The organism is Shewanella youngdeokensis (genome assembly GCF_033180165.1).
Lineage (GTDB): Bacteria > Pseudomonadota > Gammaproteobacteria > Enterobacterales > Shewanellaceae > Shewanella > Shewanella youngdeokensis.
This window is the reverse complement of sequence record NZ_CP136522.1, coordinates 269,994-285,387: the sequence shown is the minus strand read 5'-3', so window position 1 is coordinate 285,387 and position 15,394 is coordinate 269,994. Positions and strand designations below refer to the sequence as shown.

At 42.8% G+C, this 15,394-nt stretch carries 7 protein-coding genes; 2 read left to right on the top strand and 5 right to left on the bottom strand.

Annotation, left to right across the window (positions count from 1 at the left end):
- Positions 1-379 precede the first annotated feature (379 nt).
- Positions 380-1,444 (bottom strand): uroporphyrinogen decarboxylase, encoded by a 1,065-nt coding sequence (gene hemE, locus RGE70_RS01230; RefSeq protein WP_310469737.1) that lies wholly within the window; start codon positions 1,442-1,444, stop codon positions 380-382.
- Positions 1,445-1,968: 524 nt separating this feature from the next.
- Here hemE and rsd point away from each other — a divergent pair.
- On the top strand, positions 1,969-2,436 hold the full coding sequence (gene rsd, locus RGE70_RS01225) for a sigma D regulator (RefSeq protein ID WP_310469736.1): 468 nt from the start codon (positions 1,969-1,971) through the stop codon (positions 2,434-2,436).
- A gap of 130 nt (positions 2,437-2,566) precedes the next feature.
- On the opposite strand, the gene acnB is transcribed toward rsd, so the two are convergent.
- The gene (gene acnB, locus RGE70_RS01220; protein WP_310469735.1) at positions 2,567-5,164 is read right to left on the bottom strand and encodes a bifunctional aconitate hydratase 2/2-methylisocitrate dehydratase; all 2,598 of its coding nucleotides are present in this window, start codon (positions 5,162-5,164) and stop codon (positions 2,567-2,569) included.
- A 404-nt stretch (positions 5,165-5,568) separates the two neighbouring features.
- Here acnB and hxpB point away from each other — a divergent pair, with 404 nt between their 5' ends.
- Positions 5,569-6,231, top strand: coding sequence for a hexitol phosphatase HxpB (gene hxpB, locus RGE70_RS01215; protein ID WP_310469734.1), 663 nt, complete (start codon positions 5,569-5,571; stop codon positions 6,229-6,231).
- A gap of 72 nt (positions 6,232-6,303) precedes the next feature.
- Here hxpB and RGE70_RS01210 read toward each other — a convergent pair whose 3' ends face one another.
- The 3 genes from RGE70_RS01210 to RGE70_RS01200 form a co-directional block, all read right to left on the bottom strand.
- Positions 6,304-8,367, bottom strand: coding sequence for a M13 family metallopeptidase (locus tag RGE70_RS01210; RefSeq protein WP_310469733.1), 2,064 nt, complete (start codon positions 8,365-8,367; stop codon positions 6,304-6,306).
- 152 nt (positions 8,368-8,519) lie between these two features.
- Positions 8,520-10,736, bottom strand: coding sequence for a patatin-like phospholipase family protein (locus tag RGE70_RS01205; protein WP_310469732.1), 2,217 nt, complete (start codon positions 10,734-10,736; stop codon positions 8,520-8,522).
- Between the two features lie 64 nt (positions 10,737-10,800).
- On the bottom strand, positions 10,801-15,285 hold the full coding sequence (locus RGE70_RS01200; protein WP_310469731.1) for an EAL domain-containing protein: 4,485 nt from the start codon (positions 15,283-15,285) through the stop codon (positions 10,801-10,803).
- Positions 15,286-15,394: the final 109 nt, after the last annotated feature.

The following is a 15,394-nucleotide window of genomic DNA, read 5'->3' as shown; positions in this document are numbered from 1 at the left end:
GGTTAAAACAACAGTGCCACTCACTAAGAATATGATTTTTACTAGAAATAATGACATATCTACAACTGAATACACAAACTAGGCTTATTCGCAGCTGGAATCAACAAAAGTATGCCAGATACAAAATATGTCATATTGATTTGATCAGCAGTATGTCGATAAAACAGCTTAAAAAACACTAAAAATGTGATAGCACACTAATTGTTATCACTTTAAAACTTTTGCCCACACTCAGATGGCGCCAATGATGGTGCGTTAAATCAACCTAATGGGCAGACTTGATTATTTGCTGCCCTGTTCTTTCGAGTCCGTCCGAATAAATAGCGCCCACAAAAAAGGCCCAGTAAACTGAGCCTTTAATTCAAACTACTGTTGTAGCTTACTTGTGGTATTTACCTGATAACTCATGCACAGAGTTGATAAATGAACCCGCACGTTCTGGATCAACATGCTGGTGAATACCATGGCCCAAGTTAAATACATGGCCAGTACCTTCACCGTAAGAAGACAAAATTTGATCGACTTCTTGATGAATGCGCTCAGGAGTACCGTAAAGTACTGATGGGTCCATGTTGCCTTGTAGTGCGACTTTATCCCCAACACGGCGACGTGCATCACCGATATCCATTGTCCAATCAAGACCCAAAGCGTCACAGCCAGTTTCAGCCATAGACTCAAGCCATAAACCACCGCCTTTAGTGAATAAAGTCACTGGCACTTTACGACCGTCAGCATGACGAGTTAAACCGTCAACGATTTTTTGCATGTAACGCAGAGAAAATTCACGGTATGCATGATGCGAAAGCGCGCCACCCCATGAATCAAAAATCATCAGTGATTGTGCGCCGTTAGCCACTTGAGCGTTAAGGTACAATGTCACTGAATCTGCAAGCTTGTCGAGTAGCATGTGCAAAGTTGCTGGCTCTTCGTAAGCCATCTTTTTAATCTTTTCAAACGCTTTGCTTGAACCGCCTTCAACCATGTAAGTTGCTAACGTCCAAGGAGAACCGGCGAAACCAATTAGAGGTACTTCACCTTTAAGTTCACGACGAATAGTGCTTACAGCACGCATCACGTAACCTAGTTTATCTTCTGGATCAGGGATGCATAACTTCTTAATTGAATCGATAGTGTCTGTTGGGCGTTGGAAACGCGGACCTTCGCCAGTTTCAAAATACAGACCTAATCCCATCGCATCTGGAACGGTAAGAATGTCAGAGAACAAAATGGCAGCATCTAGGTCATAACGACGCAGTGGCTGTAGAGTCACTTCACAAGCAAGATCTTGATCTTTACAAAGCGACATGAAATCACCAGCTTGAGCGCGGGTTGCTTTGTACTCTGGAAGGTAACGACCTGCTTGACGCATCATCCAGACAGGTGTTCTGTCGACAGGCTGTTTTAATAAAGCACGTAAATAACGATCATTCTTTAATTCTGCCATTTGGCTTGATTCCTAAACTTATATTGATATCCGCTTGGGTCAGTAGTTTAGCATTTACGTTAATAAAGTAACCTCTATCGGTGAAATTATGTGACCAGTAACCTGACAAATAGACATAATTAGAAAGCCGCTTAAGCATCTTCAGACTCAAGACTATGATTTATAACAGCTATGACTGATATATTGATTCATTATCGAATCAAGTTTCCTCTAACTAGCGCCAGCTATCAGTATGCCGATATCGCAGTCAGACATAAAAAAGTTGCACCAGTGGGTTAGCTTTGGTATAAAAAGTCTGCGCTAGCAAGAACAATCAAGAAGCTCGTCGCATCGAGCCCGCAAAAACATTACTCGCCCAGCGATAGATTTCTATCGCTGGGCTTTTTCTTTTCTGAGTTTGTACTTCTAAACGGCAGCTGGTACGTCCATTAATTTATTACACTTTATTAGTGGGAAATGGTTGATCAAAACCGCATTTGTCACCTACATTAGATGTAAGGGATAGATTCTTGAAGGGGAAGGTCATGCTAAAAAAATTAGAAAAAACCCAGCAAAAATGGGGTGGTTCAAATACGCTTATCGATCAATGGTTAAACAACCGTCGTAACCTTTTAATTCACTACTGCAAAATTGCGGGTATTCCACCTTATGAGATGCCAGAAAACTCATTACCGGCCTTTGACTCAGTCAAAACATTTTGCGATCAATTAATGGATTATGTTTCAGAGGGTCATTTCGAAATTTATAACCAAGTGGTCACCGCCTGTGAAACCAATGGCAGTTCAGGTATAGAACTTGCTCAGCAACTTGTACCGCAAATTAGCGAGACCACAGATGCAGCATTAGACTTTAATGATAAGTACACAGAAGCAAAAGACGAAAAAGTACTGTTTCATCTAGACAACGATTTATCATCACTGGGGCATGCCATGGAAACACGCTTTGCACTGGAAGATAAATTACTAGAAGTATTACATGATAAGACTTCTTAGATTTAGTATTTAAAATTTTCGCGATATAAAGTATGACGCCCTTTCCCTAAGGCTAATATTGATATCTACCGTCGATTTTACATTAAAAAGGCCAGCTAATTTGCTGGCCTTTTTAGTACATCAATTTACATTAAACGGCAGACTGAAAAATAACTTCATTTGCTTTTTCTGTATATGATGCAATTTGATCGAAGTTCAAATAACGATAAGTGTCAGCTGCGGTAGCATCTAACTCTTTAGCGTATGTTTGATATTCATCAGGCGAAGGTAGGCGACCCAAAAGCGCCGCAACAGCCGCCAGCTCAGCAGAAGCCAAGTAGACGTTCGCCCCTGTACCTAAACGGTTCGGGAAGTTACGCGTCGACGTTGACACTACTGTCGCACCTTCAGCCACGCGCGCTTGGTTACCCATACACAGTGAACAACCTGGGATTTCAATACGAGCACCCACTCGACCAAAGATGGCGTAGTAGCCCTCTTCAGTAAGCTGATCGCGATCCATTTTAGTTGGTGGCGCGATCCACAAGCGTGTTGGCAATGTGGAAGCAAATTTATCCAGCATCTTACCGGTCGCGCGGAAATGACCAATGTTGGTCATACAAGAGCCGACAAATACTTCGTCAATTTGAGTATTCACCACTGATGAAAGTAACACTGCGTCATCAGGATCGTTTGGCGCACAAAGAATTGGCTCTTTGATTTCATTCAAATCGATTTCGATAATTTCAGCATACTCAGCATCGCTATCCGATTCCATTAGCTCTGGGTTGGCGATCCACTCTTGCATTGATGCAATGCGACGCTCAATAGTGCGACGATCGCCGTAACCTTCTGCAATCATCCACTTAAGCATGACGATGTTAGAGTTTAAGTATTCAATGATGGGTTCTTTATCAAGCTTGATGGTACAACCTGCAGCACTACGTTCAGCTGATGCATCAGAAAGTTCAAATGCCTGCTCAACCTTAAGTTGCTCCAGACCTTCAATTTCCAGTACGCGGCCAGAGAAAGCATTAATTTTACCTTTTTTCTCTACCGTCAACAGACCCATTTCAATCGCTTTAAGCGGGATAGAGTGCACTAGATCGCGTAAGGTAATGCCCGGTTGCATTTCGCCTTTAAAGCGCACCAAAATTGATTCAGGCATATCAAGCGGCATAACGCCGGTTGCCGCAGCAAAAGCCACTAAGCCAGAGCCCGCAGGGAATGAAATCCCAATAGGAAAACGCGTATGCGAGTCACCACCAGTACCCACGGTATCTGGTAGTAGCATGCGGTTCAACCATGAGTGAATAACACCATCACCTGGGCGCAGTGCAACACCACCACGATTCATGATGAAATCAGGTAACGTATGGTGAGTATTTACATCAATAGGTTTAGGGTAAGCCGCAGTGTGACAGAAAGACTGCATCGTCAAATCAGCACTAAAGCCTAAACACGCTAAATCTTTTAGCTCATCACGTGTCATTGGGCCGGTAGTATCTTGCGAGCCCACAGAGGTCATCTTAGGCTCACAGTATTGACCCGGGCGAATACCCGTCACGCCACATGCTTTACCCACCATTTTCTGTGCCAAGGTAAAGCCCTTACCTGTATCGGCTACATCTTGTGGACGAACAAAAATAGTTGACGCTTCAAGCCCAAGCGTTTCACGTGCACGGTCAGTTAAACCACGACCGATGATCAATGGGATACGTCCACCTGCACGTACTTCATCCATTAACACTTCGGTTTTTAGTGAAAATTCAGAAATCACTTCATCACTATTGTAGCGCTTAACTACACCTTCATATGGATAGACATCAATCACATCACCCATATTCATCTTGCTAACATCTAGCTCAATTGGCAATGCGCCTGCATCTTCCATAGTGTTGAAGAAAATTGGTGCAATCTTGCCACCAAAACAAAAACCGCCAGCACGTTTATTTGGAACATTAGGGATATCATCTCCCATAAACCAAAGCACTGAGTTAGTTGCTGACTTACGTGAAGACCCTGTTCCGACAACATCACCCACATAAACTAACGGGAAGCCTTTCGCCTTAAGCGAGCCAATCTCTTTAATTGGACCGACAGTACCGGCTTCATCAGGCACGATTCCGTCTCGAGCATTTTTCAGCATTGCAAGTGCGTGCAACGGAATGTCTGGGCGAGACCATGCATCCGGCGCTGGTGATAAATCATCGGTATTGGTCTCACCAGACACTTTAAATACTGTTAGTGTAATTTTTTCAGCTAATTTTGGACGAGATAAGAACCATTTAGCGTCAGCCCAAGCTTGAACAACTTCTTTGGCGTAATCATTACCTGCTTTCATTTTTTCTACAACGTCATAGAAAGAATCAAACATCAGTAGGGTATGCGATAATGCAGTAACTGCTAGGGGAGCTTGCGAATCGTTATCTAATTGAGCGATTAGAGGCTCAATGTTATAACCACCTTGCATAGTTCCGAGCAGTTCAACCGCACGCTCAGATGACAAAATACTTGATACAGCTTCGCCTTTTGCAACAGCATCTAAAAATCCAGCCTTAACATAAGCGGCTTCATCAACACCTGGTGGAATACGATTTTCAAGCAGATCAAGAATAAATGCTTCTTCACCTACAGGCGGGTTCTTTATCAATTCAACTAGCAGAGCCACTTGTTGAGCATCTAATGGCTTAGGGTCTACGCCCTCTGAAGCACGTTCTGCGACGTGTTTACGATATGCTTCTAGCACGGCAACATTCCTCTTTGTTTGGCGTTCTAACAACGAAACTGCGCGTCTTCAAATTGAAACTGACAGCTCGGCAGGCTCGATCCTTATTTCGCCACCATTATACTACAGCTTTACAAAAGTATGAATTAGATCACAGTCCCGCAAGAGATAAATAACAATTTATTAATAACTTGGCGTCAATGACATCTAGATTTCATATCCTCAAATTAATTCATCGTCTTATATAATTATTTTAGCTATTGTTTTCAGCAACCTAAAAAACAATCCTATCAATTTTTAGGGGGTAATGTCGCTCAAGGGCTCGCTAAAAAACTCGTTTTAAGTGAGTATTATTCGCAGATAAGTGAATTGTCAGCCCTAATATTCACTCCATTTATAATGAACATAATGAGATACCGAAGACGATGCCTAAACTACAAGCCGTTATTTTTGACATGGACGGAGTATTAATTGACTCGGAGCCATTTTGGCAAATGGCAGAATATGATGTGATGAACCGTTTAGGTTTAAACATTACGCTGAGCCAAATCGCCGAAACAACAGGCTTAAGAATTGATCAAGTAGTCGAATATTGGTATGCCCGCTTTCCTTGGCCAAACTACGACAATGCCATGACCGCACAAGCGATTGTTGAGCAAGTCGTCAACCATATTAATGAATCAGGCAAACCGATGCTCGGCGTCTATACAGCGCTCGATTACTGCCTTGAGCATGGTATAAAAGTGGGTTTAGCCACCTCTTCATCAACCACTATTATTAACGCTGTTTTAAACAAACTCGGTATTCGACACTATTTTCATGCCATTCAATCAGCTGAAAAGCTAACCTATGGTAAACCGCACCCAGAAGTTTATTTAAATTGCGCCCATGCACTCGCTGTTAATCCCACTCATTGCTTGGCAATTGAAGACTCGTTCAATGGCTTAATTGCAGCCCGAGCAGCCAACATGCACACCATCGCGATACCAGAGCCGCATCTAGCCAATTTAAGCAAGTGGGTTATTGGCCATCATCAACTATCTAATTTGGCGCAACTGCCTGAATTTTTAGATTCATTTTCATCATAATCTAAATGCAAAAAAGCCTATCAAAAGATAGGCTTCCTATTATTGGTTTAGGTTGAGGCAAGCCTCAAACTCTTACCAGATCTTAACGCGATCGCTCTCTTTCAAATACATTTTATCGTTAGCTTTCAGATCAAATGCTTCATAGAATGCGGGAATATTTCGCGGTGTCCCCATGGCACGGAAATGACTCGGTGAATGTGAGTCGGTCATCAAACGGCGACCTAGCTCTTCATCGCGGTAGTTACGACGCCAAACTTGTGACCAACCTACAAATAAACGTTGCTCACCAGTTAATCCATCTATCACAGGTGATGGTTTACCATTTAGGCTCATTGCATAAGAGCGAGCTGCGACTGTTAAACCACCTAAATCACCGATGTTTTCGCCTAAGGTTAAATCACCATTAACAAACTTACCTGGCATAGCTTCATAAGCTGAATATTGAGCCGACAGCTGCGCGGCACGCTTTTGAAACTCTTCGCGATCTTTATCTGACCACCAGTTACGCAAGTTGCCGTCACCATCATACTTAGCACCTTGATCATCAAATCCGTGGCTAATTTCATGCCCAATCACCGCACCAATACCACCATAGTTAATGGCGTCGTCAGCATCGATGTTAAAAAATGGCGGCTGTAAAATTGCTGCAGGAAACACGATTTCGTTCATTACAGGACTATAGTACGCATTCACTGTTTGCGGAGTCATATGCCATTCAGTGCGATCGATTGGCTTACCGAGCTTAGCAAGCATCGCTTTATACTCAAATTGTGCATAGCGACGGTAGTTACCCACAAGATCGTTAGCGTCGATTTCTAACGCAGTGTAATCTTTCCATTTATCTGGGTAGCCAATTTTATAAGTAAATTTGGCCAATTTCTCTTGTGCAGCAACTTTGGTTTCTGCTGTCATCCACTCAAGTTCATTAATGCTGACTTCAAAACCTTTAATCAGGTTTTTGATCATGTCTTCCATTTTGGCTTTAGCTTCCGGCTTAAAGTTTTGCTTCACATACTCTTTACCCACCAGCTCACCGATTACTTGATCTGCGGCATCGACGGCTTTTTTCCAGCGCGGTTTTTGCTCTTCAATACCGACTAAAGTTTTACCATGAAAATCAAAGTGTAGGTCTACAAAGTTTTTACTTAGCAATTCAGCAGCATCATCAACAAGATGGAAAGCTAAGTAATCTTGCCATTGCGCCACACTAAACTGTGTAAACTCTTGGCCAAATTTTTCAAAGTACGACGGCTGACGCACGATAACCTCTGCAACCTTATCAAGCTCAGCTCCAGCAGAGAACTGTGCAAAATCAAAGCCTTTTACAAGCGCTCGAAGCGCTTCGCGATCCATTTTGTTATAGCTCTTGTTAGCATCACGCGATTCAACTCGGCTCCACTGGCTAGCTGCAATAAACTGCTCAATTTTAGCCACACTGTCACTCGCGCGCTCAGGGTGGCTGTAACCTGACTCTTTCATTAAGTTAGTGATGTATTGAGCCAATGCCACACGATTAGCGACAAATTTTTCATCATCTTTTAGGTAGTAGTCACGGTCAGGCAAGCTCAGACCAGACTGGTATAAATACACGCCGTACTGAGTCGAATTTTTAGCATCGTTATTAACATAAAACCCAAATGGCATAGAGATGCCATTCACTAATAGGTTACCCATTAAGGCAGCAATGTCTTTATGGGTCGAAGCTGAGCGAATAGCTGCTAACTGCCCATTTAAAGGGGTAATGCCTAACGCTTCTAAAGCACTGGTATTCATATAACTGGCATAAAAATCACCCACTTTTTGCTCGCTACTTCCCTTTTCTTTATTCTTCTTTGCGGCAGAAGCTTCAATAATGGTTCTTAATGACGCTTGGCTCTGCTCGTAGAGTACTGAGAACGAACCATAATTAGATTTGTCGCTCGGAATAGGAGTGTTGGCCAACCAAGTACCGTTCACGCTATAGTAAAAATCATCTTGATGACGTACTGCAGGATCAAAATTGGCCTTCTCGACACCAGAAACTAACGTTGAAGTCGTGCTGGCAGCGACAGCCTCTTTCTCGCTATAACTGCTGCCACATGCCGTAACACCTAATGTGAGTGCTACGCACAATGCTAATTGACTTACCTTGTTCATATATATCCCCGGTTTAGCTTTTTTAAGTTATTTTTGCTCGCCATTAATAATTGGCGTTTAGTATATATTGCACTTTAAGACTGAGACTATTAAGCCTATTTTTGTTACATAATATGATGTTAACTGGTGCTCGAGCCTAGAGCAGCTCACCGTTACCAGTTTTTACCAATAAATAAGAATACCGTTTTTTCGCCGTCATCTGCGGCGCCAAAGCCGAGTGCGGCAGGGCCTATGCCAGTGTCGGTACCGAGAAATAAACTGCCGGAATAGATCAAATCATTTAAAGACATACTGCTTTTTTTATTCCACACATTACCAGCTTCAAAACTTGTTCCTAAATAAAGAGGGTATTCAGTCATGCCCAATACATCACTGCCTAAGTCATACTGGTAAACAAAAGCACCAAACACTTTATGCGCACCATAAAGCGCGTTTTTATGATAACCAGATAGATTCAAGAAGCCGCCTAATTTTGATACATTGACGGTAAACACTCCTTCTTTATCGACTGTGGCAAGTGAAGCAATCCCCACAAATGCATGGTTGCCGACCGCAACTGCACCACGCCAGTCGGCTTCAATTTGCAGTGCCAAATCAGAAGAGTCTTCGGCTATCTCTTGGTCGTACCCCTCTTTTCGAAGGTACATATTCAACACAAAACGATTACCAGATGTGGGAAAATTTATGCTGTTTAAGTCATCATAGGCAAACTTAAAATAGCCGCCGTAGCTGTCGTAATCAACGGTACCTAACGTCCAAAAGTCATTTTCTAGATCACCGAATTCGCCTAGCGCCCCCAGCTCTATAAAACCATTTTGGGTGTAATTTATCCCGATCCCTAACTCTGCACGATATGAAGTTTGCCGCAATTCAAGCGTTGGGCTATTGTTGACAAAAAAGTCCCAATCTTGCAGTTCATACTCCAAGCGCGAACGGCTAAAGTAATCTTGATCTTTTGTTAGCGGTAAATAAAACTCTGACGCGACGAATTTATCACTGCCCAATGAGAGTTCATTACGCCACTCTCCCCCCGTTGGGGTAATGTCGGTCATGGTGTAAGCCACATCAAGCGACACCGATGATGCTAAGCTAAAATCATCTTCCCAAGTAAAGCCTAAATGAAAGTAGTGTGGCCCCCACGATTTAGCTTTAGTGCTAACAGTGAGTACTCGCCCCGCTTCAGTGTCGGTAAATTCAGCATCGACTCGCTCGAACTTATCTAATGCATAGAGACGGTCAATACCGGCCTCTAGCGCATCGACGGTAACACGATCGCCTACCTTCAATGCTAAATTTTCTGCCAGCAATTTATCGCTGACTTTTGAGTCATTAACAAACACAATGCGAATTAAAGGCCGATTTAGCTCATCGAGCCATAACTGACTTTTAGCCCGCTTGGCGGCTAGGTATTTATTAAATTCATCCGTTGAAATGCTGTACTGCTCTAACTGTTTTGTTTTTTCTCTGGCCGCGATTTCACCTAACGGTAACGCGATGGGCATAATTGAAAAATCAGTAGTGCTTAACTCGCCTATGTTTGGCCTAATTAGAATATCATCGTCAGACAACAAGGCTTTTTGTCGCTCGGAGCTGGCATTGGTTAGGATGGTTGAAAGCTGATTGAGTATCGCGATGGAGCTGTTAAGTTCTTCGTTGCCGACTAATGGTGAGCCAATGTCAACTGCAATAACGATATCGGCACCTAATGCTTTTACCACGTCAATTGGCATATTGTTGGCGATACCACCATCAACTAATAGTTGTCCATTTATTAATGCGGGCTGCAATACACCAGGAACAGATGCTGATGCCTGCATTGCTGCCACAAGACTACCTTGGCTTAAGACTACCGCTTCACTAGTGGCTAGGTTAGTTGCTACCGCTCGAAATGGGATTGAAAGATCATCAAAGTGGCCGAATTTCTGTACTAGATCCGTTGAACTACGCAGTAGCTGCGACATCGACTGACCACGCAGTAAACCGGCAGGAACTTTAACTTCGTTATCGCTATAACCGATGTTGACAGGAATATTGTATTTGTCGCGGATCTCTTTGTCTTTAAAGCTTAACGCCTCACGTGGAATTGTATCTGAATAGCCCCCTTCCCAGTGCGTGTTCATCATTACTGCTTCAATTTCAGCAGCGCTATAACCGAGCGCATACATGCCGCCCACATAAGAGCCGATGCTGGTACCAGCAATGTAATCAATGGGGATCCGCTTTTCTTCTAAAACCTTTAGCACACCAATATGCGCCGCCCCTTTAGCACCACCACCACTGAGTACGAGGCCGATCTTAGGTCTCTCTGTCGCCGTTGCTACTGGCAGGAGCAATCCAAGCAAACAAAGAATAATAATTCTATGTATCATAATGACTTATTCAACTCTCTTGTGGGTATTTCAACCTAGGCGATTTGATTCACATGTGCAAGCCTTAGTCACGATGAGGCAGCAGTTCGGTTGTCACATTAGCATGACTCTGCACCACCATATACTCTTCTAACGCTGCAATCGGCATAGGTTTAGCAAAGTAGTAACCCTGAATGACATAGCAGCCACGACTAAACACTTGCTCTAGTTGCTCATGGGTTTCAACACCTTCGGCAACCACATCTAGCTTTAAGTTTCTAGCGAGCTCAATAATACTGCTGGTAATAGCTTGGTCAGCACTATTTGTTGCTATATCAATCAGGAATGAACGATCAATTTTGAGCGTGTTGACTTCAAAATGACGTAGATAAGCCAATGATGAGTAGCCGGTTCCAAAGTCATCAATGGCCACATCAACACCTAATTCTTTCAATGCTTTTAGATGTTGTTTTGCCACTTTAAGCTCTTTCATCAATACGCCTTCGGTGATCTCAAGCGATAACGCGGTATTAGGCATACCTGTGTCTAACAGGCTTTGCTCAACACCTTGAATAAAGTCTGGCTGGCGAAAATGTAAAGCAGAAATATTAACGGACACTTTAAGTGGTGTATCGAATTTCTTCGCCCAATACGCGCCTCGACGACAAGCCTCAAGCATCACCCAACGGTCTATCTCAACAATCAAGCCACACGCTTCAGCAACTTTGATAAATATATCGGTGCGAATAAAGCCATCTTTGGGGTGGCGCCAACGCAATAACGCTTCAACGCCCACTAATCGGTCATTTTGTAAAATATCGATTTGCGGTTGGAAATATAGTTCAAACTCTTCTCTTTCAATCGCTTTACGCAAATCAGCTTCAAGCCTTAAGTGATACAAGGCTTCGGCATTACGTTCTTGTGAGTAGTATTTAAAGTTACCCTTGCCTTCATCTTTAGCATGATACATAGCTAAATCTGCATTCTTAATCAGGTTTTCTGGCAACTTAGCATCTTCAGGCCAAAGACTAACGCCAATACTGGTGGAGATGAAAAACTCACGCCCGTAAATAACAAATGGCTCTTGGATGGTCAGTAATAACTGTTCACATAACTGATTAATGCTGTCTATATCAGTACCACTTCGCAGTAGGATCACAAACTCATCACCACCAAAGCGACACAAGACATTATCTGGCGCTGTTAATTTTTGTAGCCTGCTTGCCGCTTCAACCAATAAGGCATCACCCATGCTGTGACCATAAGAGTCATTTACATGCTTAAAGCGATCTAGATCTAAGAAGAGTAACGCGAGTTTGTCAGCTGTTTTTTCAGCCGAATATATGGCCTGCGATAATGTGCTTGAAAATAAAGATCGATTAGATAAGCCGGTTAGCACATCATAATTTGCCAAACGGCGCAGATCTGACTCAGCCGTTTTACGGTCAGTAATATCAGAGAAAACGACCACGTAGTGCGTGGCTTCACCTTTCACATTGAGGATAGATGAGACATTGAGCCATATGGCGCACTCTTGATTATCAGCACACGCTAATCGACACTCACCGGTCCAGCTCAAACCATTTTGCAGCAACTCAGAAATATGTGTGCCTGATTCTTTTCCGAGTATAAACTCTGAAAACGACTTACCAACCAGCACGTTATTGCTGAAACCCATAATGCCTTGAGCAGCTTTATTAGTGACCTGTATCTTCTCATCTCTGTCGCATATCAACTCAGCTTCAGTGGTATTTTCAAAGGCTTGGGCAAGCAAATACACATCATCTTTCAACTGTCTTTGCTCTGTGATGTCAGTATAAATACCGGCAACGCGTTCTATCGCTCCAGTTACACTATTGCGCTCTACCGGACGGCCCAATACCCGGATCCAAGCCCACTTATTTTCACCGCGCATATAGCGATATTCCATTTCAAAGCGCTCGGTTCGCTCCTCAAGCATATCTAACCATGCTGCAAACACAGCTGCTTTGTCTTCTTGATGAATCGTAAATTCATTTAACTTTAAATAAACTTGTTCACCTTTCTCATTTAACAGCTTACCAATATTATCCATTCTAAAAAGGCGAGTGTCTTGATACCATTCCCACAGTTCAGAGTTACTGCCACGCAGCGCTTGCTTTAACCGGTTCTCACTTTCGGTCAACGCTAGGTTTACCTGCCTAAAAGCGGTCACTTGTTGCTGGCGAACAATAATGATAACGAGGCCAAGTAGCAGCACCCCGATCACCAATAGCCCGTAAAACCAACGTGTTTGCCACCAATGCTGCTGCACATCAAAAGAGAAAGAGTACGGCTCCACCGACCATACTTCATTTTGTAAGCTGATAATGTCTAAAATATGTTCACCAGAATCTAAACCGGTGATATTGAGCTGGGATTGGCCGTCGAGGTAAATATATTTACCACCTACTTTGTCTGATGGTCGCCGCAGACGATATTGCAGTTGAAGTGGTTTTTCATCCAAATAATTACTGCGAGCAAGCTGAAAACTCACCAGCTGTGCTCCAGGTAAAATGGTATACCCTTGCTGCGGTAATAAACTGATTTCCGCGTAATTGTCGAAGTAAATTTCCATCGACTCTAGCAAAATTGAATCAGTAACGGTTCTGTTTTCCATTTTAGCGACATCGAGCAACATCGCACCGTCAGGTGTACCGACATATAGACCATTAGTTGACGCAAACACCGCGCCTTCATTTAGCTCGTCACTAATAAATCCATCTTCTTCGGTCACTACGATAACGTCATCTGTTAACGTGTTATAACGGATAATGGTACGTGGGCAGCCTATCAAACGGTAAGGCTCAACACTTTCAATAAAATAGACCGTGTTACAACTAATTTTCCAGTCGTCAGTTAACGATCTAACATGATTGGTTTTTAAGTGGTATTCAATGGCACCACGCCCTTTTAAACCGATCCAATAAACGTCGGGCTCGATCTCTTTAACTACGTTAACAGAGGCATAATCAACCCCGTCTTTTTGCGGAAGAGTAATCGAGTGAAAACGGTTACTTTTATCCAAATACCCCAATAAGCGATGCCCACCTAGCCATAGTCGACCAGAACTATCTCGGCCAACATATTTAACCTTCTGCATCTGAACAAAGCTATTATCAGCGCTGAGACTGAAGAACTGCGGCTCAGTCAACCCAGGATCCCAAAAAAACAAACCTTTATTGGTAGCAAACCAAATTCGGCCTTCAACGAACGTATCTAAGTATGTGGTATAAACGGTTTTACTCTCTAAACTACCCTTGCCTCCCATCCAGTCAGCAAACGAGCGAGTTTCGAAAGTACTTTTGTTTACGACCGATAACCCATTGGTACTCGACAGTATTACATTGTCTGCATCCAGCGATTCGATACTATAAATACTGTCGTTAGAGTCGATATTCTCAGGTGTTATACTCTGCGGTTTAGTTGTCTTTGCATCCAAATGAAACAAACCGGAATCGGTGCCGAACCAAAGTTGGTTATTCTCTTCAAAAATGGACCAAATAACTTTATCAGGTAACTCATAAGGTGGGGCTTCGTTGTACTGCTGAAGTAAAAAGTCCGGTGAGTCTGCAAGCACTGCCACGCCATCACCAGAACCGACAATCCAAATAAGGCCTGTTTTATCTACCGCGATATCGTGTATGTAATCGATATTAGATTCTTGTTCTATTTCATTGCCGTAAAAATGAACCGAAGACGTATCAGGCAACCATTTGATAAGTCCTGCCCGAGATGCTAACCAAAGATAACCTTGATGGTCCTGTGCAATTCTAGTGATGTAATAATTAAGTTCGGTCACTTGTCGAATAGAAGCATCTTCCATTAATAACTCAAACAAACCTTTATTCGAGCTAATCCAAACTCGCTCATTTGAATCTTTAAAAACCTGCTCAATCCTGCCGTAACTTTCTTTCCATGGCACCACATTAAGTCGTTCACCAGACGCGTCTCTAATTTCAACCCAGCCTTCAGTGGCAACGAGTATTTTGTTATCCGCTAGTGCTGACATGGCTTGCCATGGTGAGTCATGACTACTGCTTAAAAAGTTAATCCGCTTTAACGACATGTCCATATAATTAAAGCGCAATAATTCACCTTCTCGGGTGAGTAAAACACGATTGCCATCGTCATCTTCTACTTGAGAGATAACACCTAAGCCTTCATATTCAGGAAACAGATCTGGGCCACCAAAAGCGGTAAAAGTATTAGAGTAGATATCGTAGAGGTATATTTCGTAGAAGCTGCTTACCAACAGGTGGCGTTCGCTTAAAGGCACGACAAGGTGGATTAAGTCATCACTTAGTTTAGAGTCGAGCCCGACTAAGTCGACCCGTCTAATTTTAGTACTACTGACACGGTACAAGCCCTCTTCTGTTGCCAGCCAAGTAAAGCCATGAGCATCGAAGCTGATGTCCCAAACGGTACCATTGATTAGCCCATCACTTGCGGTAAAAATGCGCTGAACCACACCACTACTATGAGCAGGTGTACAGCAAGTAATCAATAAAACCACAAAGCTAAACCATTTTATAATACTTCTTATTTTCATTAGAGTTTTTGCTTTTTTAGATTAACTCAAATGTATCATCTACTTAACACAGTATCACGCTTTGATTGCTCAAATCCTTTGTTTATTGGCTTTTTTGCATAAAAAAAGC

What these genes read in the sequence shown, in the direction of transcription:
- RGE70_RS01200 (WP_310469731.1), bottom strand. Translation starts at nt 15,285, where the DNA reads ATGAAAATAAGAAGTATTATAAAATGGTTTAGCTTTGTGGTTTTATTG.
- RGE70_RS01205 (WP_310469732.1), bottom strand. Translation starts at nt 10,736, where the DNA reads ATGATACATAGAATTATTATTCTTTGTTTGCTTGGATTGCTCCTGCCA.
- rsd (WP_310469736.1), top strand. Translation starts at nt 1,969, where the DNA reads ATGCTAAAAAAATTAGAAAAAACCCAGCAAAAATGGGGTGGTTCAAAT.
- hxpB (WP_310469734.1), top strand. Translation starts at nt 5,569, where the DNA reads ATGCCTAAACTACAAGCCGTTATTTTTGACATGGACGGAGTATTAATT.
- hemE (WP_310469737.1), bottom strand. Translation starts at nt 1,444, where the DNA reads ATGGCAGAATTAAAGAATGATCGTTATTTACGTGCTTTATTAAAACAG.
- RGE70_RS01210 (WP_310469733.1), bottom strand. Translation starts at nt 8,367, where the DNA reads ATGAACAAGGTAAGTCAATTAGCATTGTGCGTAGCACTCACATTAGGT.